The organism is Pseudomonas sp. P7548 (assembly GCF_013386585.1).
Taxonomy (GTDB): domain Bacteria; phylum Pseudomonadota; class Gammaproteobacteria; order Pseudomonadales; family Pseudomonadaceae; genus Aquipseudomonas.
In genome coordinates, this window is sequence record NZ_JACARO010000015.1 from 75,475 (window position 1) to 101,167 (window position 25,693).

The window sequence follows — 25,693 nt, forward strand, 5'->3', positions numbered from 1 at the left end:
AGGAAACCCAGCCCAGAGGCATTTATGAGTAACAACCTCGACCAGCTCACCGATTGGTTGAAAGACCACAAGATCACAGAAGTCGAATGCATGATTGGCGACCTCACGGGCATCACCCGGGGCAAGATCTCGCCGACCAACAAGTTCATCGCCGAGAAAGGCATGCGCCTGCCCGAGAGCGTTCTGTTGCAGACCGTGACCGGCGACTATGTTGAAGACGACATCTATTACGAACTGCTCGACCCGGCCGACATCGACATGATCTGCCGCCCCGACCAGAACGCCGTGTACCTGGTGCCTTGGGCCATCGAGCCGACCGCCCAGGTGATCCACGACACCTACGACAAGCAAGGCAACCCGATCGAGCTGTCGCCGCGCAACGTGCTCAAGAAAGTCCTCAAGCTCTATGCCGACAAAGGCTGGCAGCCTATCGTGGCGCCGGAGATGGAGTTCTACCTGACCAAGCGCTGCGAAGACCCGGACTTCCCGCTGCAACCGCCGATCGGCCGTTCCGGGCGCCCGGAGACCGGTCGCCAGTCCTTCTCTATAGAAGCGGCCAACGAATTCGACCCGCTGTTCGAAGACGTCTACGACTGGTGCGAACTGCAGGAGCTGGACCTCGACACCCTGATCCACGAGGACGGCACGGCACAGATGGAAATCAACTTCCGTCACGGCGATGCCCTGTCCCTGGCCGACCAGATCCTGGTGTTCAAGCGCACCATGCGCGAAGCCGCGCTCAAGCACGACGTGGCTGCCACCTTCATGGCCAAGCCGATGACCGGCGAGCCCGGCAGCGCGATGCACCTGCACCAGAGCATCATCGACATCGCCACTGGCAAGAACGTCTTCTCCAATGAAGACGGGACCATGAGCCAGCTGTTCCTCAACCACATTGGCGGCCTGCAGAAATTCATCCCTGAATTGCTGCCGTTGTTTGCCCCCAACGTGAACTCGTTCCGCCGCTTTCTGCCGGACACCTCGGCGCCCGTGAACGTGGAATGGGGCGAAGAAAACCGCACCGTGGGCCTGCGCGTACCGGATGCCGGCCCGCAGAACCGCCGCGTGGAAAACCGCCTGCCGGGCGCCGACGCCAACCCGTACCTGGCGATTGCCGCCAGCCTGCTGTGTGGCTTCATCGGCATGGTCGAAGGCCATAACCCGAGCGCGCCGGTGGTCGGCCGTGGTTACGAGCGCCGCAACCTGCGCCTGCCGTTGACCATCGAAGACGCCCTGGAACGCATGGAAAACAGCAAGACCATCGAGAAATACCTGGGTCAGAAATTCATCACCGGCTACGTCGCGGTCAAGCGGGCCGAGCATGAAAACTTCAAGCGCGTGATCAGCTCATGGGAGCGGGAATTCCTGCTCTTTGCCGTCTGATGCGCCGGGCGGGCCGTGGGAACGGCTCGCCCTCACCTGAAACATCTAGGAGATTGGTATGTCCAGCAACAACCCGCAAACCCGTGAATGGCAAGCCTTGAGCAGCGATCATCACTTGGCGCCGTTCAGCGATTTCAAGCAATTGAAAGAGAAGGGCCCACGGATCATCACCAAAGCCCACGGCGTTTACCTGTGGGACAGCGAAGGCAACAAGATCCTCGATGGCATGGCTGGCTTGTGGTGCGTGGCGATCGGTTACGGTCGTGACGAACTGGCTGATGCTGCCGCCAAGCAGATGAAAGAACTGCCGTACTACAACCTGTTCTTCCAGACCGCCCACCCGCCTGTGCTGGAACTGGCCAAGGTTATTTCCGACGTCGCACCGGCCGGCATGAACCACGTGTTCTTCACCGGTTCCGGCTCGGAAGGCAACGACACCATGCTGCGTATGGTCCGCCACTACTGGGCGATCAAGGGCCAGCCGAACAAGAAAACCATCATCAGCCGCAAGAATGGCTACCACGGCTCCACCGTGGCCGGCGCCAGCCTGGGCGGCATGACCTACATGCATGAACAGGGCGACTTGCCGATCCCGGGCATCACTCACATCGCCCAGCCGTACTGGTATGGCGAAGGCGGCGACATGAGCCCGGAAGAGTTCGGGATCTGGGCCGCCAACCAGCTGGAAGAGAAGATCCTGGAAATCGGCGTGGACAACGTCGGTGCCTTCATTGCCGAGCCGATCCAGGGCGCCGGCGGTGTGATCGTACCGCCAGACACCTACTGGCCGCGCATCAAGGAAATCCTTGCCAAGTACGACATCCTGTTTGTCGCCGACGAAGTGATCTGCGGTTTCGGCCGTACCGGTGAGTGGTTCGGTAGCGACTTCTACGACCTCAAGCCCCACATGATGACCATTGCCAAGGGCCTGACCTCGGGCTACATCCCCATGGGTGGCCTGATCGTACGCGACGACATCGTTGCCGTGCTCAACGAAGGCGGTGATTTCAACCACGGCTTTACCTACTCCGGTCACCCGGTGGCCGCCGCGGTCGCCCTGGAAAACATCCGCATCCTGCGTGATGAAAAAATCGTCAGCCGTGTCCACGAAGAAACGGCACCGTATTTGCAGAAACGTCTGAGGGAACTGGCTGATCACCCGTTGGTGGGTGAAGTGCGCGGTGTGGGCATGCTCGGTGCGATTGAGCTGGTGCAGGACAAAGCCACGCGCAAACGCTACGAAGGCAAAGGTGTGGGCATGATCTGCCGCACGTTCTGCTTCGAGAATGGCCTGATCATGCGCGCCGTGGGCGACACCATGATCATTTCGCCGTCGCTGGTGATCAGCAAGGCTGAAATCGACGAGCTGGTGACCAAGGCTCGCCACTGCCTGGACCTGACTTTGGCGGCATTGCAGGGCTAAGTGCTAGGCTCAGTGCGCAGCGGCTTTCGGGCGCTGCGTGCTGAGCAGTTATAAATGAGGCTTTGGTTGAAAGCCGGCCTCGGAACTTGCCAGACTGTCGCCCTGTTTTGTTGCCCTTAGACGGGCCGCATAACGATGAAGAACGTGGCCCAAAAAAGAAAAAATTGGAGCATCACCAAATGAAGGCATTAGGTTTGAAGAACGCTGGCAAGACCCTCCTCGCCTTGTCCCTGATGGGCGCAATGGCGGGCGCGGCCCAGGCAGACAATAAAGTGCTGCACGTGTACAACTGGTCCGACTACATTGCACCGGACACCATCGCCAACTTTGAAAAAGAGTCGGGCATCAAGGTGGTGTACGACGTTTTTGACAGCAACGAAACCCTGGAAGCCAAGTTGCTGGCAGGCAAGTCCGGTTATGACATCGTCGTACCGTCGAACAACTTCCTCGCCAAGCAGATCAAGGCCGGTGTCTACCAGGAGCTGGACAAGTCCAAACTGTCCAACTACGACAACCTGAACAAATCCCTGCTCAAAGCCGTGTCGGTCAGCGACCCGGACAACAAGCACGCCTTCCCGTACATGTGGGGTTCGATCGGCATCGGTTACAACCCGGAGAAGGTCAAGGCCGCACTGGGTATCGACAAGATCGACTCGTGGGATGTGATCCTCAAGCCGGAAAACCTCGCCAAGCTCAAAAGCTGCGGCGTGAGCTTCCTCGACTCGCCAACCGAAATGCTGCCAGTCGCGCTGCATTACCTGGGCCTGCCGACCGACACCCAGAAGAAGGCTGACCTCAAGCAAGCCGAGGACCTGTTCCTCAAGCTGCGCCCATCGATCGGCTACTTCCACTCGTCCAAGTACATCTCGGACCTCGCCAACGGCAACATCTGCGTGGCCGTGGGTTACTCGGGTGACGTGCAGCAAGCCAAGTCCCGCGCGGCTGAAGCCGGTGGCAAGGTCAAGGTGGCCTACGACATTCCGAAAGAAGGCGCTGGCAGCTTCTATGACATGGTCGCCATCCCTAAAGATGCCGAAAACGTCGACGCCGCCTACAAGTTCATGAACTACCTGCTCGAGCCTAAAGTGATGGCCGGGATCACCAACAGCGTACGTTTCCCGAACGGTAACGAGAAAGCCACTGCACTGGTGGACAAGGACATCACCAGCGACCCGGGCATCTACCCGCCAGCTGACGTGCAAGCCAAGCTCTACGCCATTGCTGACTTGCCGGCTGCAACCCAGCGTGAAATGACACGCAGCTGGACCAAGATCAAATCGGGCAAGTAAGCCTTAAAACAGTAGGAGGGGCAGGTTGACTGCCCTTCTTACACATTAAATGACAGAAAGTTTTGCCGGATCGGTTTATCGAGGGTAAGTTGCGCGCCGGTTTTGTTGCCGGGCAACAACTTTGGGCCCAACTATTTAAGAGGACCTCCACTTGCCAATTTCTTTATTTCGCAAAGCCTTGCTGGTGGGCGCAGGTATCACGCTGGCGTTGAGCGTGCAGGCCGCACCGACTGTGCATATTTATAACTGGTCGGACTACATTGGCCCCGACACCCTGGCCAACTTCGAAAAGGCCACCGGCATCAAGCCTGTGTATGACGTGTTTGATTCCAACGAAACCCTGGAAGGCAAGTTGCTGGCCGGTCGTACCGGTTACGACGTGGTCGTGCCGTCCAACCACTTCCTCGGCAAGCAGATCAAGGCCGGGGCGTTCCAGAAGCTCGACCGTTCATTGCTGACCAATTATTCCAACCTGGACCCGGTGCTGCTCAAGCGCCTGGAAAAGAACGACCCGGGTAATCAATACGCCGTGCCGTACCTGTGGGGCACCAACGGCATTGGTTACAACGTCGATAAAGTGAAGGAAGTGCTGGGCGTCGACCATATCGACTCCTGGGCCGTGCTGTTCGAGCCGGAGAACATGAAGAAGCTGGCCAGTTGCGGCGTGTCGTTCATGGACTCGGCCGATGAAATGCTGCCGGCAGTGCTCAACTACATGGGCCTGAACCCCAACAGCACCAACCCCGAAGACTACAAGAAGGCCGAAGAGAAGCTGCTCAAAGTGCGGCCCTACGTGACCTACTTCCATTCGTCCAAATACATCTCGGACCTGGCCAACGGCAACATTTGCGTGGCAGCAGGGTTTTCCGGTGATGTGTTCCAGGCCAAGGCCCGTGCGGCTGAGGCGGGCAAAGGCGTGAACATCGCCTACGTGATTCCGAAAGAGGGCGGCAACCTGTGGTTTGACGTGCTGGCGATCCCCGCGGACGCAGCCAACGTCAAAGAGGCCCACGCCTTCATCAACTATTTGCTGAAACCTGAGGTGATCGCTCAGGTCAGTGATCAAGTCGGTTACGCCAACCCTAACCCTGGGGCGGACAAACTGATGGAGCAATCGATACGCACCGACGCAGCGGTTTACCCACCGCAGGCGGTTCTCGATCGGACATTCGTCAACTTCGAGTTACCCCCGAAAGTGCAACGTTTAATGACCCGTAGCTGGACCAAGGTCAAGACGGGCAAGTAAGGCTCAAACTATCCAAGGTTCGCCCGCCTCGGGCGCACAGAATTTTTTGTTGGGAGTTTCGTAAATGGCAGTTGCCTCCGGCGCCTATAAGAAAGCCCTCGAGGGCGACCAGACACCGAAAAAGGTGTTGGTCAAAATCGACCGGGTCACGAAGAAGTTCGACGAGACGATTGCCGTGGACGATGTGTCCCTGGAAATCAAGAAAGGCGAGATCTTCGCCTTGCTCGGCGGTTCGGGTTCGGGCAAATCCACCTTGCTGCGCATGCTCGCAGGCTTCGAGCGCCCAACGGAAGGTCGCATCTACCTCGACGGTGTGGACATCACCGACATGCCGCCCTACGAGCGGCCGATCAACATGATGTTCCAGTCCTATGCCCTGTTCCCGCACATGACCGTGGCGCAAAACATCGCCTTCGGCCTGCAACAGGACAAGATCCCCAAGGCCGAGATCGACGCCCGTGTGGCCGAGATGCTCAAGCTGGTGCAGATGAGCCAGTTCGCCAAGCGCAAGCCGCACCAGTTGTCCGGTGGCCAGCGTCAGCGTGTGGCCCTGGCGCGTTCCCTGGCCAAACGCCCGAAACTGCTGCTGCTCGATGAGCCCATGGGCGCGCTGGACAAGAAGCTGCGTTCGCAGATGCAGCTGGAGCTGGTGGAGATCATCGAGCGCGTGGGCGTGACCTGCGTGATGGTGACCCACGACCAGGAAGAGGCCATGACCATGGCCGAGCGCATCGCGATCATGCACCTGGGCTGGATCGCCCAGATCGGCAGCCCGATCGACATCTACGAAACCCCCACCAGCCGCCTGGTGTGCGAGTTCATCGGCAACGTCAACATCTTCGACACCCAGGTGGTGGACGACGCCGAAGGCCACGCGGTGCTCAAGTGCCCGGACCTGGACCGCGACATCTACGTGGGCTATGGCATCGCCACCGCCGTGGAAGACAAGTCGGTGACTTACGCCATCCGCCCTGAAAAGCTGCTGGTGACCACCGAAATGCCGACCTGCGAGCACAACTGGTCCAGCGGCAAGGTGCACGACATTGCCTACCTGGGTGGCCACTCGGTGTTCTACGTGGAACTGCCCAGCGGCAAGCTGGTGCAGTCGTTCGTGGCCAACGCCGAGCGCCGTGGCCAACGCCCAACCTGGGGTGACCAGGTGTACGTGTGGTGGGAAGACGACAGCGGCGTGGTACTTCGCTCATGAACATGAAGAAGCTCAAGCGCCAGCTGCAACGAATAACACCCGGTGGCCGGCATGTGGTCATCGGGATCCCTTTCCTCTGGCTATTCCTGTTCTTCATGCTGCCGTTCTTCATCGTCTTGAAGATCAGCTTTGCCGAAGCCGACGTCGCGATCCCGCCTTACACCGAGATCTACACCTTCGTTGAGCAGAAGCTGCAGTTGGTGCTCAACCTGGCCAACTACGCGATGCTGGGCGACGACGAGTTGTACATCGCCGCCTACCTGGGCTCGCTGAAGATGGCGTTTTTCAGCACGCTGCTGTGCCTGCTGATCGGCTATCCGATGGCCTACGCCATTGCCAGTGCGCGCAAAGAGATGCAGACCGTGCTGGTGCTGCTGATCATGATGCCGACCTGGACCGCGATCCTGATCCGTGTGTATGCGTGGATGGGCATCCTCAGCAACAACGGTTTGCTCAACGGTTTCCTGATGTCCATGGGGCTGATCAACGAGCCGCTGCAGATCCTCAACACCAACATCGCGGTGTATATCGGCGTGGTCTATTCGTACCTGCCGTTCATGATCCTGCCGCTGTACGCCAACCTGGTGAAACACGACCAGAGTCTGCTGGAAGCCGCATCCGACCTGGGTTCGAGCACCTTCAACAGCTTCTGGAAAATCACCGTGCCGCTGTCCAAGAACGGCATCATCGCCGGCTGCATGCTGGTGTTCATCCCGGTCGTGGGTGAGTTCGTGATTCCCGAGCTGCTCGGCGGCCCGGAAACCCTGATGATCGGTAAAGTGCTGTGGCAAGAATTCTTCAACAACCGTGACTGGCCGGTGGCGTCTGCCCTGGCGGTGGTGATGCTGGCGATCCTGATCGTGCCGATCATCCTGTTCAACCGCAGCCAAGCCAAAGAGATGGAGGGCAAGATATGAAGCGCGTCAGTTTCTCAAGCTTCATGCTGGTGGCGGGGTTGTTGTTCATCTACCTGCCAATGCTGATCCTGGTGATCTACTCGTTCAACGAATCCAAGCTGGTGACCGTGTGGGGCGGTTGGTCGGTGAAGTGGTACGTGGGCCTGCTGGACAACACCCAGTTGATGGGCTCGGTGGCCCGCTCCCTGGAAATCGCCTGCTACACGGCGGTGGCTGCGGTGGCGCTGGGTACATTGGCGGCCTTCGTGCTGACGCGTATCAGCCACTTCAAGGGCCGCACGCTGTTCGGCGGCCTGGTGACGGCGCCGTTGGTGATGCCGGAAGTGATCACCGGTCTGTCGCTGTTGCTGCTGTTCGTGGCCATGGCGCAGATGATCGGTTGGCCCCAGGAACGTGGCATCGTGACTATCTGGATCGCCCACACTACGTTCTGCGCGGCGTATGTGGCGGTGGTGGTGTCGGCGCGCTTGCGTGAGCTGGACCTGTCGATCGAAGAAGCGGCGATGGACCTGGGTGCGCGGCCGTGGAAGGTGTTCTTCCTGATCACCATCCCGATGATCGCGCCATCGTTGGCGGCGGGCGGCATGATGTCGTTCGCGCTGTCCCTCGATGACCTGGTACTGGCCAGCTTCGTGTCGGGCCCGGGCTCGACCACCTTGCCGATGGAAGTGTTCTCGGCGGTGCGCCTGGGGGTTAAACCCGAGATCAACGCCGTGGCCAGCCTCATCCTGCTGGCGGTGTCGCTGGTGACCTTCCTGGTGTGGTTCTTCAGCCGTCGTGCCGAAGAACACCGCAAGAAAGCCATTCAGCAAGCCATTGAAGAAGCGGCGGCGGACGGCTGGCAACAGCCTGACAAGCGCCGCGCGCCTGCACCGGTCTAACTGGCACAACGCGGTAAAAAATGTGGGAGCTGGCTTGCCTGCGATAGCAATCTATCAGTGATTGATTGGTTTACTGATACATCGCTATCGCAGGCAAGCCAGCTCCCACAGTGGTTTTGTGGTGTTATAGGGTTGTGTTTCAGGCAACCCACGGCGACTTGCGAATCACCTCCACAAAGTTCATCGGCTTGAACCCTGGCTCCTGATCCACCAGCACATCCGTCTTCACGTTACCAAACGTGGTCTGCGGGCGATGGCGCAAGCCGTCGGCGAATGCGCAGATGATGCACTCCTTGAACCCTTCACCCCGTGGATGCGCATGCACCACCGCTTCGCGCTGCACGCTGGAAAATGCCGCGTAGTCCATGCCCAGCACGTCCATTTCCACGCCCGCCGTCACCAGTGCCACGGTGGGGCGCAAATGCTGCGGCACCCCCGGTGTGGTGTGCAGGGCGATGGACAACCACACCTGTTCGATATCGTCATCGCTCAGCCCGTAAGGCTTGAGGAACGCCGCCGCGGCGTTGGCGCCGTCCACTTCGAAACGCTCGTTGTCACTGCGATGGCCTTCGACCAGGCCCAGGTCGTGGAACATCGCGCCGACGTACAGCAGCTCCGGGTTGTAGGCCAGTTGTTTGCGCTCACCGCTCAAGGCGCCGAACAGGAATACACGGCGGGAGTGGTGGTACAGCAGGTCCGATTCGACGTCGCGGATGTATTCGGTGGTGGCCTTGGCCAGGGCGCTGTCCGGGATCTGGATGCCGGCGATGGTGGTGCTCATGGTCGTTCTCCTCAAGAAAGCGCCGGGGGTGGCGCCGATGAGTCCAGTCTGGTCGCGCGCCCGCGAAGGGGCTATCGCCGCGAGGGCGCGATCCCGGCCAACCTGCCGTCATATCGCGCCAGCCTTAATCATCTCTTGAGGCTTGAGCAGATCAAATGTGGGAGCGGGCTTGCTCGCGAATGCGGTATGTCAGTTAATACCTGTGGTGACTGAAAAATCGCATTCGCGAGCAAGCCCGCTCCCACAGGGGATTTGTGTTTATCCAGCTAGATAAGGTGTGTTGTTCATGGGCAAAACCGTCGGCATCCTGATCTTCCCCGGCGTCCAGTCACTGGACGTGACCGGCCCCCTGGATGTGTTCTGCGAAGCCAACCGCTTTTTGCCGCCCCAGGATCACTACCGGCTGGAAGTGATCGGCTTCGGCCACGGCAGCCTGGCCGCGTCCAATGGTTTGTCGTTGCAGGCCCACCGGCACTACAGCGAAGCCCTGCAGGCCTACGACCTATTGCTGGTGGCGGGCGGCCCGCAATTGCCGTTCGAAGATTTCGGTGCCGAATTCGATGATTGGCTGCGCGGCGCCACCGCCCGAGCGCAACGCTTCGGCTCGATCTGCAACGGCGCCTTCATGCTCGCCCGCGCCGGGCTGCTCGACGGCAAGACTGTGACCACCCACTGGAACGACGCCGCTGACCTGGCGCGCCTGTGCCCCACGGCCCAGGTCGAGGCCGATCGCCTGTATGTGCAGGACGGCAACCTCTACACCTCGGCGGGGGTCACGGCGGGCATCGACTTGTCGCTGTATTTGCTGGCCCAGGACCACGGCCCGGAAGTCGCGCTGAGCGTGGCTAAGCGCCTGGTGGTGTTCACCCAGCGTTCGGGCGGGCAGTCGCAGTTCAGCCCGTTCCTTACGCCTCACGCCGAAACCACCTCGGCGGTGGCACTGGTGCAGTTGTACGTGCTGGCGAACCTGACGGGAGACCTGACCATTGCGGACTTAGCCAAGGCGGCCAACATGAGTGCGCGCAACTTCTCCCGGGTGTTCGCCCGGGAAGCGCGGATAACGCCGGCCGAGTTCGTCGAGCGGGCGAGGGTGGATGCGGCGCGGGTGATGCTCGAAAGCAGCCCCGCACCGCTCAAGACCGTGGCCTATCAGTGCGGCTTTCGCGACGCCCAGCACATGCGCAGTGTGTTCAACCGCCGGCTGGGCGTGACGCCGCAACAGTTTCGGCTCAACTTTGCGGCGCCGGTTTGAGGGTGTCGTAGGCTTCCAGGGCGCGCAGGGAGTAGATGTACGCAGCGCCGGCGTTCAGCGAGATGGCGGTCGCCAGGGTCGCAGCGACTTCTTCGCGGGTGGCGCCGGCCTTGATTGCCGCATCCGCATGCACACCGATGCAACCGTCGCAGCGGGTGGTGATGGCCACGGCGATGGAGATCAGCTCACGGGTCTTGGCGTCGAGGACGTTGTTTTCCTCGGCAGCTTCGCCCAGCGCCATGTAGGCTTTGACCATCTTCGGATTGCTCTTGCCCAGCGCGCCAAAGGCTTTCTTCACGGTAGGCAGCAAGTCGGACCAGTTATTGAACATTGCGGTAACTCCTGAACGGGTTGGGTGTGAAGCCAGTGTGTGCCGTTCGGGGTTGGCGTTATTGTTCAATCCGCTCATCTTTTTGACCGATGTTCGCAAATGAATTCGATCGACACCCTTATCGCGCTGGCCAACCTGCGCGGCAGCCTGGACCTGCGGTGCCAGTTCCAGGGCGACTGGGCCATGGACCACGCGCCGGAAGCATTTGGCGTGGCGCCATACCACATCGTGCTCAGCGGCACCTGCCGGGCCGAGTTGTCGGGCGGCCAGCAGGTGACCCTGGAACCCGGGGATATTCTGTTGATGCCCGGTGGCGCCACCCACTTGCTGCGCAGCCAGGGCGCACGGACTGCGCCGAAGCCGCCACAGGTGATCGACGGCGGGCTGCTCAAGGTGCATCGCCTGGGCGGCAACCAGCCGGACATCGATATGCTGTGTGGCTCCTTTCACTACAACCGCCAGTCGTTGCTGTTCGGTGCGCTGCCGGAATACCTGGTGGTGTCCAGCCGCGAGTGGCAGGGCGATGGGCAACTGGCGGCGTTGATCGCCCTGATGCGCAGTGAAGCGGACGGGCAGCAGCTGGGCGCACGGACTTTTATCGATGCGCTGTCATCGGCGCTCTTCACCCTCATCCTGCGCACCTGGCTGAACCGCCAGGCGCCGGTCGCCGGCACGTTCGCGCTGTTGGCTGACAAACGCCTGAGCAAGGCCTGGCAAGCAATGTTGGCCGAGCCTGGGCACGAATGGACCATCGACAATCTGGCGGCGGTGGCAACGATGTCGCGGGCGACCTTCATGCGGGCTTTTGTGAAAGTCGCGGGTGTCTCGCCGTGGCTGTTGTTGACACAGTTGCGCATGGAGCTGGCGTACAACCTGCTGCGCCAATCGCGCCTGAGCCTGCTGGATATCGCCGCCCAGGTGGGTTACCAGTCCCAGGCGGCGTTCAGCAAGAAATTCAAGGAGACCTACGGCGAGGCGCCGGGGCGGTTGCGGGCACGATAGTCGCCACAACACAAATCAAATGTGGGAGCGGGCTTGCTCGCGAATGCGGGGTATCAGTCACCAGAAATATCGACTGCTCCACCGTATTCGCGAGCAAGCCCGCTCCCACATTTTGACCCTATTTCAAGTTGCTATCGGGCGGGCAGCAATTTCAGGGTGCCGCGCGTATTCGCCGTCACTTCCTCGTCACTGAAATGCGCCTGCTCATACCCGCCCTCGATGTACGTCTCCGCCTGATCCCCATAATGCGCATCAAACGGCACGCCGCTTTGCCCCACCGGGTTGATGGTGAGGGCGTGGGCCGGGTCGGCGAAGTCGATCAGGCGGCGGGTCGACGGGCCGTAGGTCACGGGCCACGGCGCCGGGCCGATCATGGCGGATTGGTTGTTGGGTACTTCGTGGGTGCCCGGCGCAGGGAACGGGCCGACGTTGAACACCTTGTCCAATGGCTTCTGCGTGCCCAGCGGGTGGCCGTGGGTCAGGGTGTGCGCCTTGCCCCATTGCCATTGGCTGGGGTCATCGCCGAAGGTGGCTTTGAGGTGCGCCAGGCTGTTGTCCCAGGCGAGCTTGACGGTGTCGGCGCGCTTGCCATCCCACCACGGCGAATCCGGCGTGGCTGCCAGGCGTGGCAGGGCGGCGTCGATCACGCGGGTGCCGAGCAGGGTCTTGAACAGGGCGTCGCCCAGCTTGGGGTGGAAGGCGGCGTCGGTGAGGTTGAACAGGAACTGGTTGAACAGCGTGGCACTGGTGGAGTCCAGCGGGTAGTCGCCTTTCCAGGCGGCCAGTTGCTCCACCAGCTTGAGCTGCGCCGGGTCCTTGACCACGTCGCGCAATACCGGCAACAGCGGCGCCAGCAACCGAGGGCCGTAGGCGGTGGTGGTGCCTAGCTGCAGTGCCTGGCTGTTGTTCACGTCCCACTTCACGCTCTTGTCGCTCAACTGCGCGTTCAACTGTTGGCCACGATCGGGCAGGTTGTAATAGCCCGGAATCTCCATGCCCGTGGGCGAGACCGGCTGGGCATTGGCCGACACCACATAGCCGCGCGCCGGGTTTTCTTCCTGGGGGTTGGCGCTGAAGGGGTAGAAGCCCAGCTTGTCGGCCTGGGCGGTGCTGCCGTCGAGGATGAACCCGGCATTGGCACCGGCCGGGCGGATCGGCAACTGCGCCGCCGCCCACCAGCCGATATCGCCCTTGGCGTTCGCCCACACGATGTTCAGGCCCGGCGCGGACACCTTGGCCGCTGCCGCCCGGGCCTTGGCCAGGGTGTCGGCACGGTTGAGCTGGTAGAACCCTTCGAGGATCGGGTTTTGGGTATCGAGGAAGGCCCACCACATGGCAATCGGCGTCTTGCCGGCGTTCTCACCCAGCACGTCATTGACGATCGGGCCGTGGGGCGACTGGCGTAGGGTGATGGTCACCGGCGCCTGGCCTTTCACGGCAATCTGCTGCTCGCTGGTGGTCATGTTCACCCATTGGTCGTGGTACCAGACCTGGTTGGGGTTGTCCGGGTTGACCTTCTCGGCGATCAGGTCGAGGTCATCGTTCTGGAACATGGTCAGGCTCCAACCGAAGTCCAGGTTGTGCCCCAGGAACGCCACCGGCACCAGCGCGTTGTGATAGCCGTACAACTCAAACCCCGGCGCCGACAGTTGCGCCTCGTACCACACCGACGGCACCGAAAAGCGAATGTGCGGGTCGCCCGCCAGCAACGGCTTGCCGCTCTTGGTGCGGCTGCCGCTGATGGCCCAGGCGTTGCTGCCTTCGAACTGCGGCAAGCCATTTTCGGCCAGGGCCTGCTCGCTGAGGGAGGCCAGGGCGCCGAGGTTTTGCCAGTCGCTGGCAGCCAGGTTCAGCGCGCCCTTGGGTTGCCAGTCCAGGTCGAAGACTTTCAGGTAGTCGCTGCCCAGTTGGTCGCGTACGTAAGTCAGCAGGGGTTCGGTGCGAAACGCGGCGGCAAAGCTGTAGGCCATGTAGCCGGCGACGCTGATGGTGTCTTCAGCGGTAAACGGCCGCTTGGGGATGCCCAGCACGTCGAACTCCATGGGGCTGGCGTGGCTGTCCTGATACTGGTTGATCCCGTCCAGGTAGGCTTGCAGTGCCTTCCACGCAGGCGAGTCGTGGTCCAGCTGTTCCACGTAACTCAAGGCGCGTTCGCGAATGCGCAGGCTGCGAAACAGCTTGTCGGTGTCCAGCAGCTTGGGGCCGAGTACTTCAGCCAGTTCGCCCCGCGCCAGGCGCCGCATGATTTCCATCTGGAACAGGCGGTCCTGGGCGTGCACATAGCCCAGGGCACGGTACAGGTCGGTCTCGTTCTCGGCGCGGATATGCGGCACGCCCCGGTCGTCGTAGCGCACCGTAACCGAGCCTTGCAGGCCGGCCAGCGTGACCGTGCCCTGGCGGGTGGGTTGCTTGCTGTACACGTACCAACCGCCCGCGAAGGCGAGCAGCACCACCAGAACCGCGAAAACCTGCAAGACGCGCTTCATGAACATTCCTTACCAAGAGTGAGGGTAACGGCTACAGATCCTTAGGCCACGAACAATAGCAGCCCACCGCCAGGGTGTGCGTGGCATTCACCTCGCGTCCGGCTTCAAGGGCTTTGAGGATCGGCTCGATAAAACTGTTGCTGGAATTGCACGTCAGCCCTTCGCTGTAGGGCCCGAAATACGCGAGCTTGCCGCTGCGGTCCCAGATACCCACGGCGGGGCTGGCGGGCACCTGGTCGGCGCCGGACAGGACGGTGAGGGTTTTCATCTGGCGCAGGTTGTCGGGCAGCTTGCCGTGGCTGCCGGCTTTTTGCAGGGCATAGAACTGGACGCCGTGGGGCGCGTATTGCTCGATCAGCTCGCCCAGGTGTTGCTGGTTGCCGACATTGCACGGGCAGGCCGGGTCCCAGAAATGCACCAGGCGAATCGGACCCGGGCCGCTCAGCTCGGCGGGCAGGCGCAGGGCATCACCGGAAAACACCGCCGTGTGCTCGCTGAAGGCCCGCAGGTAGCGGCCCTGGAACCAGTCGTAGGCCGCCCACAGCACGCCGGCGCAGATGATCAGGATCAGGCTGGCGAACAAGGCGGTACGGTAAGGCTGTCGCATTCAGATCAATCCTCGAAGGTCGCGTAGCTTGCCATGCTTGTCCTGACAGATGAATATCGCAGCTCGATATTCATCTTCGCCGTCAGTCTGGAACCCTTTATGCCCGTCACCTTTGACCCCGATCATCTGCGCGACAGCTTGCGCCCCCTGGTGGATGCGCAACCGCTGAGTGCCGAGGCGCGGGTCTACCAGCGTTTCTACGGGCTCGACCTGGCCAAGCGCACGGTGCCTGCGGTGAGCCGCCTGGGGCGCTTCGAGGTCGACGGTTTCGAGGTGGTGGCGCAGGTCTGGTGGCCAAAGGCGCCGGTGGCGACGATGTTCCTGTTCCACGGTTTCTACGACCATATGGGGCTGTACCGCAACGTGGTGGACTGGGCGTTGGACCAGGGCTTCGTGGTGATCGCCTGCGACCTGCCGGGCCATGGCCTGTCCAGTGGCGCGCGGGCCAGCATCAATGATTTTTCGGTGTATCAGGACGTGGTCCAGGCGCTGTTTGCCCAGGCATCGGCCCTGCAATTGCCCCAACCCTGGCACCTGTTCGGGCAAAGCACCGGCGGGGCGGTGGTGGTGGATCACCTGCTCAACCATGGCGTCGACAGCCCGGCCCAGGGCAAGACCTTCCTGCTGTCACCGCTGGTACGGCCGCGTGCGTGGGGCTGGTCGCAGGTCAGCTATTACCTGCTGCGCCCGTTTGTAAAAGGCATTGCGCGGCGGTTCAGCGAGAACACCAACGACCCCGCGTTCAAGCCGTTCCTGGAAGCCGACCCGCTGCAGCCGCGCCAACTGCCCACCGCCTGGGTGGGCGCGCTCGCCCGCTGGATCAAGCGCATCGAAGCCGCACCGCGCAGCCCACGGCGGCTGGTGATTATCCAGGGGGAGGAGGACATGACGGTGGACTGGCAGCACAACCTGCAGGTGCTGCGGGGCAAGTTCAACCAGCCTGAGGTGCTGATGCTGCCGCGTGGCAGGCATCACCTGGCCAATGAGATTCCCGAGATTCGTGAAGAGTACTTCCGGTATCTAACAGCCCACCTGAAATAACGCCGCCCCTGTGTAGGAGCCGGCAAGCCAGCGCCTACAAGGCGGGTTATTGCGACAGGCTTGAGGTGCTTTGGCCGACCGCCAGGCCGGCGCGAATGGCCGCCAACGCTGCCTGGTAATACGCCTTGCCTTCCGGCGACTCGGCAAACGTGGCGAACTCTTCCAGCTCCGGGTCGGACAAATCCCGATAGACGTACAGCAGCGTGTTGTTCAGGTCATTGCCGATCTGCTGCATCAACCGCTCGCGCTGACCGTTCAGCATGCCTTGGGCCTGACCGCCCCCCAGCAGGCCGGGGATCATCTGGCTCAGGCTGTCGGCGGCCACACCGGCAATCGCCAGGCTGACCTCGGCGCCCGCTTCGCGTGCCGGCAGCGCCTGGGCCAGGTGGCCGATGATCAGGCTACGGGTGGCGTCGGCTTCAATTTTCGGCAGGCCTTGGGCGTTCTTTGCCAGTTGGTCACGGCGGGTGGCGAGCAGCTCGGCGGCGACAATCTTGCGGCCCAGGGGCGACTGGAAAAACGCCAGGGCGGGCTTGGGGTCCGCCAGGTTCTTGCGCAGTTGCGCCTCGGCGCGCTGGTCCACGGCCTGGGCGGCGAAGCGTTTATTGCTGTTGTCCACCAGTGCCTGGTACACCGCTGGCGGCAGACTATTGCGATAGCGTTGCTGGGCGGCACTCAGGGCGTCATTGAAATGCGCACGTTGTTCGGCCCAGCCGGCGACCTTGTACAACTGGTCATGGCCGTCTGCCCAAGCGGGCAAAACGCAGAACATCAGCACGGAAAAAAACAAACGACGCATATGGACTCCTGTCAGTCGGCCACTATTGTCCGTGTCGGGCGTAGGATTTGTCGAGAAATCCTATAGGTCACCTGACTAAAGTGTATTCAGACGCTCGGCGGCTCTGTCGGATTCACAGGCGTATGGATACTATGCGCGCCATGCAAATTCCCCTCGATCACTCGCTGTTGCAACGTATTGTCGACGACCTCGCCGAAAAAGGCTGGTCCCGGCAGGACGGCTTCCTGCCCCAGGCTCTGACCCTGGAATTGGCGGCTGAGTGCCGTAAACGTAAAGCCGAAGGTGAGTTGGCACCGGCTGCGGTCGGGCGCGGCCCGGCCCAGGAGATCCGCGAGGGGATTCGCGGTGACCATATCCAGTGGCTGGAAGAGGGTGATGCTGCTGTCTGCGGCACCTACATGGGCTTGATGGACGGCCTGCGCCAGGCGATGAATCGCGACCTGTTCCTGGGCCTTGAGGATTTCGAAAGCCACTTTGCGATGTACCCGCCAGGAGCGTTCTACCTAAAACATGTGGACCGCTTTCGCGACGATGACCGGCGCATGGTGTCGGCAGTGGTCTATTTGAATGATGCCTGGCTGCCCGAACACGGCGGCCAGTTGCGCATGTACCTCAAGGACGGCGCAGAGTACGACGTAGACCCCAACGGCGGTTGCCTGGTGGTGTTCTTGTCGGGCGAGGTGCCCCACGAAGTCTTGCCGGCGACGCGTGAGCGGCTGTCCCTCACGGGCTGGTTCCGTCGGCGTGGCAACGAGCCGTTTTAACCATGGAAAAGATCCTCGTCAGCCGTTGCCTGCTCGGGCACAAGGTGCGCTACGACGGCGCTGGCAGCGGGCCGTTCGATCAGTTGGCCGCATGGCAGGCCGAGGGGCGGGTGGTCGCGATCTGTCCGGAAGTGGCGGGTGGGTTGCCCACCCCCAGGCCTGCGGCCGAAATCCCGGGCGGGCAAGGGCTGGATGTGTGGGAAGGCCGTGCCCGGGTGCTGACCGCCGATGGCGAGGATTTCAGCGAGGCGTTTCTCGACGGTGCCCGCCAGGCCCTGGCGCTGGTGCAGCAACACAATATCCGTATCGCCATTCTCAAGGCCAATAGCCCGTCGTGCGGCAACCTGCTGACCTATGACGGCACATTCTCGGGGGTGAAGGTGAGCGGCGAGGGGGTGACGGCGGCGCTGCTCAAGCGCCATGGCGTGCACGTCTTCAGCGAGTTGGAACTCCCCCAAGCCGCCCAGGCACTCAACAACCTGTAGGCGCCGGCTTGCCGGCGATGAGGCCCTTAAGGTTTGCGAACAACTTGAGGCCGCTATCGCCGGCAAGCCGGCTCCTACAGCGTGTTATTGGGTCTTGGCGACGGGCTCGGTTTCAAACCACTTTTGCGTCAGCGCCTTCAAGCGGCCATCGGCCTTGATGTGCTGCAGCGCCTTGTCCAGGCTATTTTTGAAGGCCGGGTTGCCTTTATGGAATGGAATCGCCAGTTCAGGTGTTTCCTTATAAGCCTCACTGAAATCGAACCGATCCCGCAGCTCGGCAGTCATAGCGATATGGTTGATGGCCACGTCGTACTTGCCGGTTTCCACGCCGGGTAGCAGGTCGCTGTCGTCGGTGGTGATGAATGAGGGGCGCACGTCCATTTCCTTGGCCAGTTGTTCACCCAGCTCCACTTCAAAGCCGGTGAGTTTGTCGCCGTCCTTGAAGTTAAAGGGTGGGGTGTTGGCTTCGAGGGCGATACGCAGTTCGCCGCGATCGAACACATCGTCGATCAACTCGGCATGAGCCAGAGGGCTCAGGAAGGAAAGCAAAAGTACAAGGCCAGGCGAAAGGCGCATGGTCACTCCTAAAGTATTCATCTGTGCGAGGCGCCGTTCAGCATCGCTTTGCTATGGTGTGTTGAGTGCCTTGGACAGCAATTTGCCGCGAAGTTGTCATAACCCAACAGATTTCCTGGAAAAACTGGAGAAGCGAATGAAAGCCCTTTTGTCCCGAGCAACGATTGCCAGCCTGCTGCTGGGTGCTTCAATGTTGGCCACCGCCGCCGACGGTATCCCGCGCAGTGCTCCACCTGAAGGCGCCAAGGTGTTTATCGTTTCGCCAAAAGACGGCGCCACCGTCGACAAGACCTTCACCGTCAAATTCGGCATGGAAGGCTTGAAACTGGCTCCGGCCACTGACCAGACCCCAGGCACCGGCCACCACCACTTGCTGGTCGACCAGAAAGAACTGCCTGACGCCAGCGTGCCAATCCCGGCCACCGACACCGTGATCCACTACGGCAAGGCCCAGACCGAAACAGAACTGACCCTCACCCCAGGCAAGCACACCTTGCAACTGGTGGCGGGCGACAAACTGCACATGCAGTTCAACCCGACTGTAGCGTCCAAAGTGATCACGGTTAACGTTAAGTAAGATTTGTTCAGATGAAAAAAAGGGAGCCCCTGAGGGCTCCCTTTTTTATGGTGCAGGTGAAACCTTAGAACAACACGCGGCTACGAATCGTGCCGTTGATGTGCTGCAGCTTCTCTTGCGCCAGGTCCGAGTACTCGGCGTCGACGTCGATTACCACGTAGCCAACCTTCTCGTTGGTCTGCAGGAACTGACCAGAGATGTTGATGCCGTTTTCCGCGAAGACCTTGTTGATCTCCATCATCACGCCAGGAATGTTCTGGTGGATGTGCAGCAGGCGGTGCTTGCCAGGGTGAGCCGGCAGGGCCACTTCCGGGAAGTTCACGGACGATACGGAAGTACCGTTGTCGCTGTACTTGACCAGCTTCTCCGACACTTCCAGGCCGATGTTGGCCTGGGCTTCAGCGGTGGAGCCGCCGATGTGCGGGGTCAGGATCACGTTGTCCAGGCCGCGCAGCGGGCTTTCGAAGATGTCGTCGTTGGAGCGTGGCTCCACCGGGAACACGTCGATGGCGGCGCCGATCAGGTGCTTGTCCTTGATCGCGTCGGCCAGGGCGTCCAGCTCGACCACGGTGCCACGTGCTGCGTTGATCAGGATGCCGCCTTTCTTGATGGCGCGGATTTCCTTCTCGCCGATCATCCACTGGGTCTCAGCGGTTTCCGGAACGTGCAGGGTGACGATGTCGGACATGCCCAGCAGTTCGGTCAGGCTGGCCACTTGGGTGGCGTTGCCCAATGGCAGCTTGGTCAGGGTGTCGTAGAAGAACACCTGCATGCCCAGGCCCTCGGCCAGGACCGACAGTTGAGTACCGATCGAACCGTAACCGACGATACCCAGCTTCTTGCCACGGATTTCAAAGGAGTTGGCCGCGCTCTTGATCCAGCCGCCACGGTGGCAGGAAGCGTTCTTCTCAGGGATGCCGCGCAGCAGCAGGATGGCCTCGGCCAGCACCAGCTCCGCAACGGAACGGGTGTTGGAGTACGGTGCGTTGAACACCGCGATGCCGCGCTCGCGCGCTGCGTTGAGGTCGACCTGGTTGGTGCCGATGCAGAAACAGCCAACCGCCACGAGTTTCTTGGCGTGATCGAAGATCTCTTCGGTCAGCTGAGTGCGGGAGCGAATGCCGATAAAGTGCGCGTCGGCGATCTTTTCCTTTAACTGGGCTTCCGGCAGAGAACTGGTGATGTACTCAATGCTGGTGTACCCGGCGGCTTTCAGAACGTCGACAGCCGATGGGTGGACGCCTTCCAGAAGAAGGAACTTGATCTTGCTCTTATCGAGAGAAGTCTTGCTCATCTGCGTAAACCTGTATCCCGGAGAAAAATGGCAGGGAATCGGATCGCTTAAGCTGACCCGGACGGCAGGAAAGCCGTCACCGCAGAAACGCCCTTGGGCTCTGTCCTGCGGGGGCGGTATGCTAGCATACGCGCCCCGCTAAACACTCATTCCTGCGACGTGAAGCGTTCTCAGGATGACCATGAATTGTTCGAGAGTTCTGTCGATGACCCATCCTGCCCTGATTGATGAGCTAAAGACCCTGGTTGAGCCTGGCAAAGTGCTGACCGATGCAGACTCCCTGGAGGCTTACGGCAAGGATTGGACCAAGCATTTCGCCCCCGCACCCACGGCCATCGTCTTCCCCAAGACCATCGAGCAGGTGCAGGCCATCGTCCGTTGGGCCAATGAACACAAGGTGGCGCTGGTGCCATCTGGTGGGCGTACCGGCCTGTCGGCAGCCGCTGTGGCGGCCAATGGCGAAGTGGTCGTGTCGTTCGACTACATGAACCAGATTCTCGACGTGAACCTCACCGACCGCACCGCCGTGTGCCAGCCGGGCGTGGTCACCAAGCAGTTGCAGAACGTCGCCGAAGAAAAAGGCTTGTACTACCCGGTGGACTTCGCGTCGTCCGGTTCGAGCCAGATTGGCGGCAATATCGGCACCAATGCCGGCGGGATCAAGGTTATTCGCTACGGCATGACCCGCAACTGGGTGGCTGGCATGAAGGTCGTCACCGGCAAGGGTGATGTGCTGGAGCTGAACCGCGACCTGATCAAGAACGCCACCGGCTATGACATGCGCCAGCTGTTCATCGGCGCCGAAGGCACCCTGGGCTTCGTGGTGGAAGCCACCATGCGCCTGGACCGTGCACCGAAAAACCTCACTGCCATGGTGCTGGGTACCACCGACTTCGACTCGATCATGCCGGTATTGCACGCGTTCCAGAGCAAGCTGGACCTGACCGCTTTTGAATTCTTCTCCGACAAGGCCCTGGCCAAGGTCCTCGGCCGTGGTGACGTGCCAGCGCCGTTCGAGACCGAATGCCCGTTCTACGCCCTGCTGGAATTCGAAGCCACTACCGAAGAAGTCGCCAACCACGCGCTGGAAACCTTCGAACACTGCGTGGAGCAAGGCTGGGTGCTCGACGGCGTGATGAGCCAGAGCGAAACCCAACTGCACAACCTGTGGAAACTGCGCGAGTACATCTCCGAGACCATTTCCCACTGGACCCCGTACAAGAACGATATTTCGGTCACTGTCTCCAAAGTCCCGGCGTTCTTGCAGGAAATCGACGCGATCGTCGGCGAACACTACCCGGATTTCGAAATCGTCTGGTTCGGCCACATTGGCGACGGCAACCTGCACCTGAACATCCTCAAGCCGGAAAACCTGAGCAAGGATGAGTTCTTCGCCAAGTGCGCCACCGTGAACAAGTGGGTGTTCGAAACCGTCGAGAAGTACAACGGCTCGATCTCCGCTGAGCACGGCGTGGGCATGACCAAGCGTGATTACCTGACCTACAGCCGTTCGCCGGTGGAAATCGAGTACATGAAAGCTGTGAAAGCCGTGTTCGACCCGAACGGGATCATGAACCCTGGCAAGATCTTCGCTGTTTAATCGCCCCTGAAGGAGTCGTTCCATGAGCTACCAGCACAAGTATGTCGACGGCACCAACATCCACTTTCCCCTGGGTAAAGTGGTGTGCATCGGGCGTAACTACGCCGAACATGCCAAGGAACTGGACAACCCGGTACCGACCGAGCCGCTGCTGTTCATCAAGCCTGGCAGTTGCGTGGTCGCGCTGGAAGGTGGCTTCGCCATCCCGACCGAGCGCGGTTCGGTGCACTACGAGGCGGAAATCGCGGTATTGATCGGCAAGCCGTTGTCGACCAAGCCGAGCCGTGAAGAAGTGCTGGACGCCATCTCCGGTTTCGCCCCGGCCCTGGACCTGACCCTGCGCGACAAGCAGGCCGAGCTGAAAGCCAAGGGCCTGCCGTGGGAAATCGCCAAGTCCTTTGACGGCGCGGCGGTGATTGCACCCTTCGTGGTGGGCAGCACCTTCCCGGACGTGACCGATATCGGCATCCGCCTGACCATCAACGGTGAGGTTCGCCAGGACGGCAACAGCGCGATCATGCTCAACCCGATCATCCCGATGATCCAGTACATGGCCGGTTGCTTCTCGCTGCAGGCCGGCGACGTGATCCTCACCGGCACCCCGGTGGGCGTGGGCCCGCTGAATGTCGGCGACGAGCTGGTGCTGGAACTGCCAGGCGTCAGCCGCTTCGAAAGCCACGTTCGCTAAACCCCTCTCCCTTCGTAGGAGCCGGCTTGCCGGCGATAGCATCACCTCGGTGTAACTGACAGACCGAGCTGCCCGCATCGCAGGCAAGCCAGCTCCCACAGGGGTTTGTGTTCATCCCCAAGCATCGTTCTTTGCATTTTTTTCACACGTCATCCGGATAATCCTCAGCCTTCAGCACGCGGGCCCGTTGATCCTGTGCTATCACCTTAAGCTGACTTTCTGGAAAAGCGCTCAATGGCCGTGCCTCTGCCTTCCGCCACACCCCAGCCCCGCTCCCGTTTTGCCCTGCGTTGGTATTCCTGGCTGTTCCTGGCGGGGGCCATCGTCTATGGCGTTTCGTGGGCGATGCATTGGGACGATCGCGGCGTGTTGTGGGTGATGGAGCGCTTCGAAACCCAGGCAGAGCGCCAGGAAAGTGTGTGGCTGCCGGACTACCACGCGGTCATCGATGGCAAGTTGCTGCCCGGCATGGAGAAGGACGAAGCTTCGGATGTGTCCTATAACCCGCAGACCAAAACCCTGTTTTCCGTCATGGGCAAGAACCCTTTTCTTGTTGAGTTGAGCCTGCAAGGCGATGTGCTGCGCAAGATGCCGCTCAATGGCTGGAACAACCCGGAAGGCGTCACGGTGATGGAAAACGGCCAGATGGCCATCGTCGATGAGCGCATGCACACCCTGACGGTGGTCAAGGTCGACGCCAGCACCCAGCAACTGAACATCGCTGACTTCAAAAGCTACGACCTGGGCCCTTCCAAGGACCAGAACAAAGCTTTTGAAGGCGTCACCTGGGACAAGCGTAACCAGCACATTGTGCTCGGTGAAGAGCGCCCGCCCGCGCTGTTCACCTGGAAAAGCGATGGCAGCACGCTGACCGGCGACAAGCAAAAAGTCGCCACGACCGAGCTGGACATGCGCAATCTCTCTGCCCTGGCCGTCGACCCGCGCACGGGCCACTTGCTGGCACTGTCGGCCGACTCCCACTTGCTGCTGGAACTGGATGAAAAGGGCGAGCAAGTCAGTTTCATGACCTTGCTCGGCGGTTTCAACGGCCTCAAGAACACCATCCCCCGCGCCGAAGGCGTGACCATGGATGAAGACGGCACCCTGTACATGGTCAGTGAGCCCAACTTGTTCTACCGCTTCGAAAAGCAGAAGTAATCCGACGATTACGTCGGATAAGTCTCTATTAGCGGCATTCGCCAGACACTCCGCAGCGTTTAAGTTTAAATTCAGACGGGCGTGATATTCCTTCGCCACTTTTGACTTTGAGCCCGTCCGATGCGTCGATTTGCCCGCCCCAAACCCCTTCTATTCATGCTGGTGCTGATTGCCCTGATCAGCGCCGGGGCCTTTGCGCAGCACTTTCGCTTGTTCGAGCGTGCATGGTTCAACTGGCAGGCCTGGCGTCAGCCTGCCAATGAGCGTTCCATCGGCCTGGCGGATTACCGCGTCGCGGTCGAAGCGCGGGTGATCGAGGGCCTCGATAATGATGTCTCGGCGCTCACCTACGACCCGGTGCGCAAGAGCCTGTTTACCGTCACCAATAAAAATGCCGAGCTGATCGAGCTGTCCCTGGAGGGCAAGATCCTGCGGCGTATTGCGTTGGTGGGTTTTGGCGATGCCGAGGCGGTGGAGTTCATCAGCGACAACATTTATGTGATCAGCGACGAGCGCCAGCAGCGCTTGATCAAGGTGCATGTGGACGACGACACCCAGTTCCTCGACGCCGCCGATGCAGAGCAAATGACCCTGGGTGTGCATATTGGGGGCAACAAGGGCTTTGAAGGCCTGGCGTATGACTCGGTGGGCAAGCGGCTGTTTGTCGCCAAGGAGCGCGACCCGATGCTGATCTACGAGGTGCACGGGTTTCCCCATTTCAAGCCGGAAAAAACCTACTCAGTCCACGTGATCAACAACCCCAGGCGCGACGCCGGGCTGTTTGTGCGGGACCTGTCGAGCCTGCAGTACGACGAGCGCAGCGGCCACTTGCTGGCGCTGTCGGATGAGTCGTTCCTGGTGTTGGAACTGGATATTGACGGTCGCCCGTTGAGCAGCCTGTCTTTGCTGGCTGGGCGCCACGGCCTGAAAAAGCGTGTGCCGCAAGCGGAAGGGATCGCGATGGACGACGATGGCACCCTGTACCTGACCAGTGAGCCGAACCTGTTCTACGTCTTCAAGAAACCCAATCCCTGAAACGCCGCCGGCCAACTGTGGGAGCTGGCTTGCCTGCGATGCAGGCACCTCGGTCTTTCAGTAGCACCGGGGTGATGCTATCGCAGGCAAGCCAGCTCCCACATAAAGCACAGCGGATTTGCTTAGGCCTTGAGGGTTTTTACGCCTTCGGAAGTCCCCAGCAGCAGCACGTCGGCAGGGCGCGCCGCGAACAAGCCATTGGTCACCACACCCACGATCGCGTTGATCTGGGTCTCCAGCTCCACGGGGTTGGTGATCTGCATATTGAACACGTCGAGGATAATGTTGCCGTTATCGGTCAACACGCCTTCGCGGTACACCGGGTCGCCGCCCAGTTTCACCAGTTCGCGGGCCACGTGGCTGCGGGCCATCGGGATCACTTCCACCGGCAGCGGGAATGCACCGAGTACCGGCACCAGCTTGCTGGCGTCGGCGATGCAGATGAACGTCTTGGCCACGGCCGCGACGATCTTCTCGCGGGTCAGGGCTGCGCCGCCGCCTTTGATCAGGTTCAGGTGCGCGTCGCTTTCATCGGCGCCGTCGACGTAGAACTCCAGGTCGCTCACGGTGTTGAGCTCGTACACCGGAATACCGTGACCCTTGAGGCGTGCAGCGGTGGCTTCGGAGCTGGCCACGGCGCCGTCGAAGGCGCCCTTGTGCTGGGCCAGTGCATCGATGAAGCAGTTGGCGGTGGAGCCGGTGCCGACACCGACGATGCTCTTGTCGTCGAGTTTAGGAAGGATTAAATCGACGGCGGCCTGGGCCACTGCCTGTTTGAGTTGATCCTGGGTCATGCGGGCTCCGGAACGGGCGGGGAGTTATCGAGGGCGGCGAGTATAACCCAACAAAACCTCGGGATTCGTGTGGTCGC

The 25,693-nt window shown here is 61.0% G+C and carries 25 protein-coding genes; 17 read left to right on the top strand and 8 right to left on the bottom strand.

Annotated features, from left to right (window positions below):
• The first annotated feature begins 24 nt into the window (after positions 1 to 24).
• The 7 genes from HX803_RS08280 (at position 25) to HX803_RS08310 (ending at position 8,346) form a co-directional block, all read left to right on the top strand.
• Positions 25 to 1,383 carry a glutamine synthetase family protein gene (locus HX803_RS08280; protein WP_135310765.1) on the top strand — a complete coding sequence of 453 codons (1,359 nt, stop codon included), beginning with the start codon at positions 25 to 27 and terminating at the stop codon, positions 1,381 to 1,383.
• A gap of 58 nt (positions 1,384 to 1,441) precedes the next feature.
• Complete coding sequence (locus HX803_RS08285) at positions 1,442 to 2,806, top strand: aspartate aminotransferase family protein (RefSeq protein WP_178919976.1); 1,365 nt, start codon at positions 1,442 to 1,444, stop codon at positions 2,804 to 2,806.
• Positions 2,807 to 3,000: 194 nt separating this feature from the next.
• On the top strand, positions 3,001 to 4,095 hold the full coding sequence (locus HX803_RS08290) for a polyamine ABC transporter substrate-binding protein (protein ID WP_176996904.1): 1,095 nt from the start codon (positions 3,001 to 3,003) through the stop codon (positions 4,093 to 4,095).
• 151 nt (positions 4,096 to 4,246) lie between these two features.
• Complete coding sequence (locus HX803_RS08295; RefSeq protein WP_176996834.1) at positions 4,247 to 5,341, top strand: polyamine ABC transporter substrate-binding protein; 1,095 nt, start codon at positions 4,247 to 4,249, stop codon at positions 5,339 to 5,341.
• Positions 5,342 to 5,405: 64 nt separating this feature from the next.
• Positions 5,406 to 6,548, top strand: coding sequence for an ABC transporter ATP-binding protein (locus HX803_RS08300; RefSeq protein ID WP_176996833.1), 1,143 nt, complete (start codon positions 5,406 to 5,408; stop codon positions 6,546 to 6,548).
• Positions 6,545 to 7,465 carry an ABC transporter permease subunit gene (locus tag HX803_RS08305; protein ID WP_176996832.1) on the top strand — a complete coding sequence of 307 codons (921 nt, stop codon included), beginning with the start codon at positions 6,545 to 6,547 and terminating at the stop codon, positions 7,463 to 7,465. Before HX803_RS08300 ends, HX803_RS08305 begins: the two co-directional genes overlap by 4 nt.
• A complete protein-coding gene (locus tag HX803_RS08310) occupies positions 7,462 to 8,346 on the top strand; it encodes an ABC transporter permease subunit (RefSeq protein ID WP_178919977.1) in 885 nt (294 codons plus the stop codon). Before HX803_RS08305 ends, HX803_RS08310 begins: the two co-directional genes overlap by 4 nt.
• A gap of 139 nt (positions 8,347 to 8,485) precedes the next feature.
• Here HX803_RS08310 and HX803_RS08315 read toward each other — a convergent pair whose 3' ends face one another.
• The gene (locus tag HX803_RS08315; RefSeq protein ID WP_058426491.1) at positions 8,486 to 9,127 is read right to left on the bottom strand and encodes an HD domain-containing protein; all 642 of its coding nucleotides are present in this window, start codon (positions 9,125 to 9,127) and stop codon (positions 8,486 to 8,488) included.
• Positions 9,128 to 9,413: 286 nt separating this feature from the next.
• On the opposite strand from HX803_RS08315, the gene HX803_RS08320 reads away from it, so the two are divergent.
• Positions 9,414 to 10,379, top strand: a complete 966-nt coding sequence (locus HX803_RS08320) for a GlxA family transcriptional regulator (RefSeq protein ID WP_178919978.1) — start codon at positions 9,414 to 9,416, stop codon at positions 10,377 to 10,379.
• Here HX803_RS08320 and HX803_RS08325 read toward each other — a convergent pair.
• Positions 10,357 to 10,710, bottom strand: a complete 354-nt coding sequence (locus HX803_RS08325) for a carboxymuconolactone decarboxylase family protein (protein ID WP_016973032.1) — start codon at positions 10,708 to 10,710, stop codon at positions 10,357 to 10,359. The two genes, HX803_RS08320 and HX803_RS08325, sit on opposite strands and share 23 nt — an antisense overlap.
• A gap of 99 nt (positions 10,711 to 10,809) precedes the next feature.
• On the opposite strand from HX803_RS08325, the gene HX803_RS08330 reads away from it, so the two are divergent.
• The gene (locus tag HX803_RS08330) at positions 10,810 to 11,712 is read left to right on the top strand and encodes an AraC family transcriptional regulator (RefSeq protein ID WP_178919979.1); all 903 of its coding nucleotides are present in this window, start codon (positions 10,810 to 10,812) and stop codon (positions 11,710 to 11,712) included.
• Between the two features lie 131 nt (positions 11,713 to 11,843).
• Here the strand turns inward: HX803_RS08330 and HX803_RS08335 are convergent, their stop codons facing one another.
• A complete protein-coding gene (locus HX803_RS08335; protein ID WP_178919980.1) occupies positions 11,844 to 14,198 on the bottom strand; it encodes a penicillin acylase family protein in 2,355 nt (784 codons plus the stop codon).
• Between the two features lie 31 nt (positions 14,199 to 14,229).
• The gene (locus tag HX803_RS08340) at positions 14,230 to 14,805 is read right to left on the bottom strand and encodes a DUF6436 domain-containing protein (RefSeq protein WP_178919981.1); all 576 of its coding nucleotides are present in this window, start codon (positions 14,803 to 14,805) and stop codon (positions 14,230 to 14,232) included.
• Between the two features lie 99 nt (positions 14,806 to 14,904).
• On the opposite strand from HX803_RS08340, the gene HX803_RS08345 reads away from it, so the two are divergent.
• Complete coding sequence (locus HX803_RS08345; RefSeq protein ID WP_178919982.1) at positions 14,905 to 15,846, top strand: alpha/beta hydrolase; 942 nt, start codon at positions 14,905 to 14,907, stop codon at positions 15,844 to 15,846.
• Between the two features lie 46 nt (positions 15,847 to 15,892).
• Here the strand turns inward: HX803_RS08345 and HX803_RS08350 are convergent, their stop codons facing one another.
• Complete coding sequence (locus HX803_RS08350) at positions 15,893 to 16,645, bottom strand: DUF2059 domain-containing protein (protein WP_178919983.1); 753 nt, start codon at positions 16,643 to 16,645, stop codon at positions 15,893 to 15,895.
• Positions 16,646 to 16,776: 131 nt separating this feature from the next.
• Here HX803_RS08350 and HX803_RS08355 point away from each other — a divergent pair, with 131 nt between their 5' ends.
• Complete coding sequence (locus tag HX803_RS08355) at positions 16,777 to 17,409, top strand: 2OG-Fe(II) oxygenase (RefSeq protein ID WP_176996903.1); 633 nt, start codon at positions 16,777 to 16,779, stop codon at positions 17,407 to 17,409.
• 2 nt (positions 17,410 to 17,411) lie between these two features.
• Positions 17,412 to 17,894, top strand: coding sequence for a DUF523 domain-containing protein (locus tag HX803_RS08360; protein ID WP_178919984.1), 483 nt, complete (start codon positions 17,412 to 17,414; stop codon positions 17,892 to 17,894).
• A gap of 84 nt (positions 17,895 to 17,978) precedes the next feature.
• On the opposite strand, the gene HX803_RS08365 is transcribed toward HX803_RS08360, so the two are convergent.
• Positions 17,979 to 18,470: a transporter substrate-binding domain-containing protein gene (locus HX803_RS08365; RefSeq protein WP_178919985.1), complete on the bottom strand. Its 492-nt coding sequence runs from the start codon at positions 18,468 to 18,470 to the stop codon at positions 17,979 to 17,981.
• A 136-nt stretch (positions 18,471 to 18,606) separates the two neighbouring features.
• Here HX803_RS08365 and HX803_RS08370 point away from each other — a divergent pair, with 136 nt between their 5' ends.
• A complete protein-coding gene (locus tag HX803_RS08370) occupies positions 18,607 to 19,047 on the top strand; it encodes a DUF4399 domain-containing protein (RefSeq protein ID WP_176996821.1) in 441 nt (146 codons plus the stop codon).
• Between the two features lie 64 nt (positions 19,048 to 19,111).
• Here the strand turns inward: HX803_RS08370 and serA are convergent, their stop codons facing one another.
• Complete coding sequence (gene serA, locus HX803_RS08375; protein WP_003195214.1) at positions 19,112 to 20,341, bottom strand: phosphoglycerate dehydrogenase; 1,230 nt, start codon at positions 20,339 to 20,341, stop codon at positions 19,112 to 19,114.
• 205 nt (positions 20,342 to 20,546) lie between these two features.
• Here serA and HX803_RS08380 point away from each other — a divergent pair, with 205 nt between their 5' ends.
• The 4 genes from HX803_RS08380 to HX803_RS08395 all read left to right on the top strand — a co-directional run bounded on the left by HX803_RS08380 (position 20,547) and on the right by HX803_RS08395 (position 24,822).
• On the top strand, positions 20,547 to 21,941 hold the full coding sequence (locus HX803_RS08380; protein WP_176996820.1) for an FAD-binding oxidoreductase: 1,395 nt from the start codon (positions 20,547 to 20,549) through the stop codon (positions 21,939 to 21,941).
• Positions 21,942 to 21,963: 22 nt separating this feature from the next.
• Positions 21,964 to 22,629, top strand: a complete 666-nt coding sequence (locus tag HX803_RS08385; RefSeq protein ID WP_176996819.1) for a fumarylacetoacetate hydrolase family protein — start codon at positions 21,964 to 21,966, stop codon at positions 22,627 to 22,629.
• Between the two features lie 234 nt (positions 22,630 to 22,863).
• On the top strand, positions 22,864 to 23,787 hold the full coding sequence (locus tag HX803_RS08390) for an SdiA-regulated domain-containing protein (protein ID WP_178919986.1): 924 nt from the start codon (positions 22,864 to 22,866) through the stop codon (positions 23,785 to 23,787).
• A gap of 120 nt (positions 23,788 to 23,907) precedes the next feature.
• On the top strand, positions 23,908 to 24,822 hold the full coding sequence (locus HX803_RS08395; RefSeq protein ID WP_178919987.1) for an SdiA-regulated domain-containing protein: 915 nt from the start codon (positions 23,908 to 23,910) through the stop codon (positions 24,820 to 24,822).
• Between the two features lie 122 nt (positions 24,823 to 24,944).
• Here the strand turns inward: HX803_RS08395 and rpiA are convergent, their stop codons facing one another.
• Positions 24,945 to 25,616, bottom strand: coding sequence for a ribose-5-phosphate isomerase RpiA (gene rpiA, locus HX803_RS08400; RefSeq protein WP_017253881.1), 672 nt, complete (start codon positions 25,614 to 25,616; stop codon positions 24,945 to 24,947).
• Between the last annotated feature and the right edge of the window lie 77 nt (positions 25,617 to 25,693).

Excerpts from the sequence above, each read along its gene's own strand:
- HX803_RS08280 (WP_135310765.1), top strand. The coding sequence starts at position 25 with ATGAGTAACAACCTCGACCAGCTCACCGATTGGTTGAAAGACCACAAG.
- HX803_RS08285 (WP_178919976.1), top strand. The coding sequence starts at position 1,442 with ATGTCCAGCAACAACCCGCAAACCCGTGAATGGCAAGCCTTGAGCAGC.
- HX803_RS08300 (WP_176996833.1), top strand. The coding sequence starts at position 5,406 with ATGGCAGTTGCCTCCGGCGCCTATAAGAAAGCCCTCGAGGGCGACCAG.
- HX803_RS08305 (WP_176996832.1), top strand. The coding sequence starts at position 6,545 with ATGAACATGAAGAAGCTCAAGCGCCAGCTGCAACGAATAACACCCGGT.
- HX803_RS08310 (WP_178919977.1), top strand. The coding sequence starts at position 7,462 with ATGAAGCGCGTCAGTTTCTCAAGCTTCATGCTGGTGGCGGGGTTGTTG.
- HX803_RS08315 (WP_058426491.1), bottom strand. The coding sequence starts at position 9,127 with ATGAGCACCACCATCGCCGGCATCCAGATCCCGGACAGCGCCCTGGCC.
- HX803_RS08320 (WP_178919978.1), top strand. The coding sequence starts at position 9,414 with ATGGGCAAAACCGTCGGCATCCTGATCTTCCCCGGCGTCCAGTCACTG.
- HX803_RS08325 (WP_016973032.1), bottom strand. The coding sequence starts at position 10,710 with ATGTTCAATAACTGGTCCGACTTGCTGCCTACCGTGAAGAAAGCCTTT.
- HX803_RS08330 (WP_178919979.1), top strand. The coding sequence starts at position 10,810 with ATGAATTCGATCGACACCCTTATCGCGCTGGCCAACCTGCGCGGCAGC.
- HX803_RS08335 (WP_178919980.1), bottom strand. The coding sequence starts at position 14,198 with ATGAAGCGCGTCTTGCAGGTTTTCGCGGTTCTGGTGGTGCTGCTCGCC.
- HX803_RS08340 (WP_178919981.1), bottom strand. The coding sequence starts at position 14,805 with ATGCGACAGCCTTACCGTACCGCCTTGTTCGCCAGCCTGATCCTGATC.
- HX803_RS08345 (WP_178919982.1), top strand. The coding sequence starts at position 14,905 with ATGCCCGTCACCTTTGACCCCGATCATCTGCGCGACAGCTTGCGCCCC.
- HX803_RS08350 (WP_178919983.1), bottom strand. The coding sequence starts at position 16,645 with ATGCGTCGTTTGTTTTTTTCCGTGCTGATGTTCTGCGTTTTGCCCGCT.
- HX803_RS08355 (WP_176996903.1), top strand. The coding sequence starts at position 16,777 with ATGCGCGCCATGCAAATTCCCCTCGATCACTCGCTGTTGCAACGTATT.
- HX803_RS08360 (WP_178919984.1), top strand. The coding sequence starts at position 17,412 with ATGGAAAAGATCCTCGTCAGCCGTTGCCTGCTCGGGCACAAGGTGCGC.
- HX803_RS08365 (WP_178919985.1), bottom strand. The coding sequence starts at position 18,470 with ATGCGCCTTTCGCCTGGCCTTGTACTTTTGCTTTCCTTCCTGAGCCCT.
- HX803_RS08370 (WP_176996821.1), top strand. The coding sequence starts at position 18,607 with ATGAAAGCCCTTTTGTCCCGAGCAACGATTGCCAGCCTGCTGCTGGGT.
- serA (WP_003195214.1), bottom strand. The coding sequence starts at position 20,341 with ATGAGCAAGACTTCTCTCGATAAGAGCAAGATCAAGTTCCTTCTTCTG.
- HX803_RS08380 (WP_176996820.1), top strand. The coding sequence starts at position 20,547 with ATGACCCATCCTGCCCTGATTGATGAGCTAAAGACCCTGGTTGAGCCT.
- HX803_RS08385 (WP_176996819.1), top strand. The coding sequence starts at position 21,964 with ATGAGCTACCAGCACAAGTATGTCGACGGCACCAACATCCACTTTCCC.
- HX803_RS08390 (WP_178919986.1), top strand. The coding sequence starts at position 22,864 with ATGGCCGTGCCTCTGCCTTCCGCCACACCCCAGCCCCGCTCCCGTTTT.
- HX803_RS08395 (WP_178919987.1), top strand. The coding sequence starts at position 23,908 with ATGCGTCGATTTGCCCGCCCCAAACCCCTTCTATTCATGCTGGTGCTG.
- rpiA (WP_017253881.1), bottom strand. The coding sequence starts at position 25,616 with ATGACCCAGGATCAACTCAAACAGGCAGTGGCCCAGGCCGCCGTCGAT.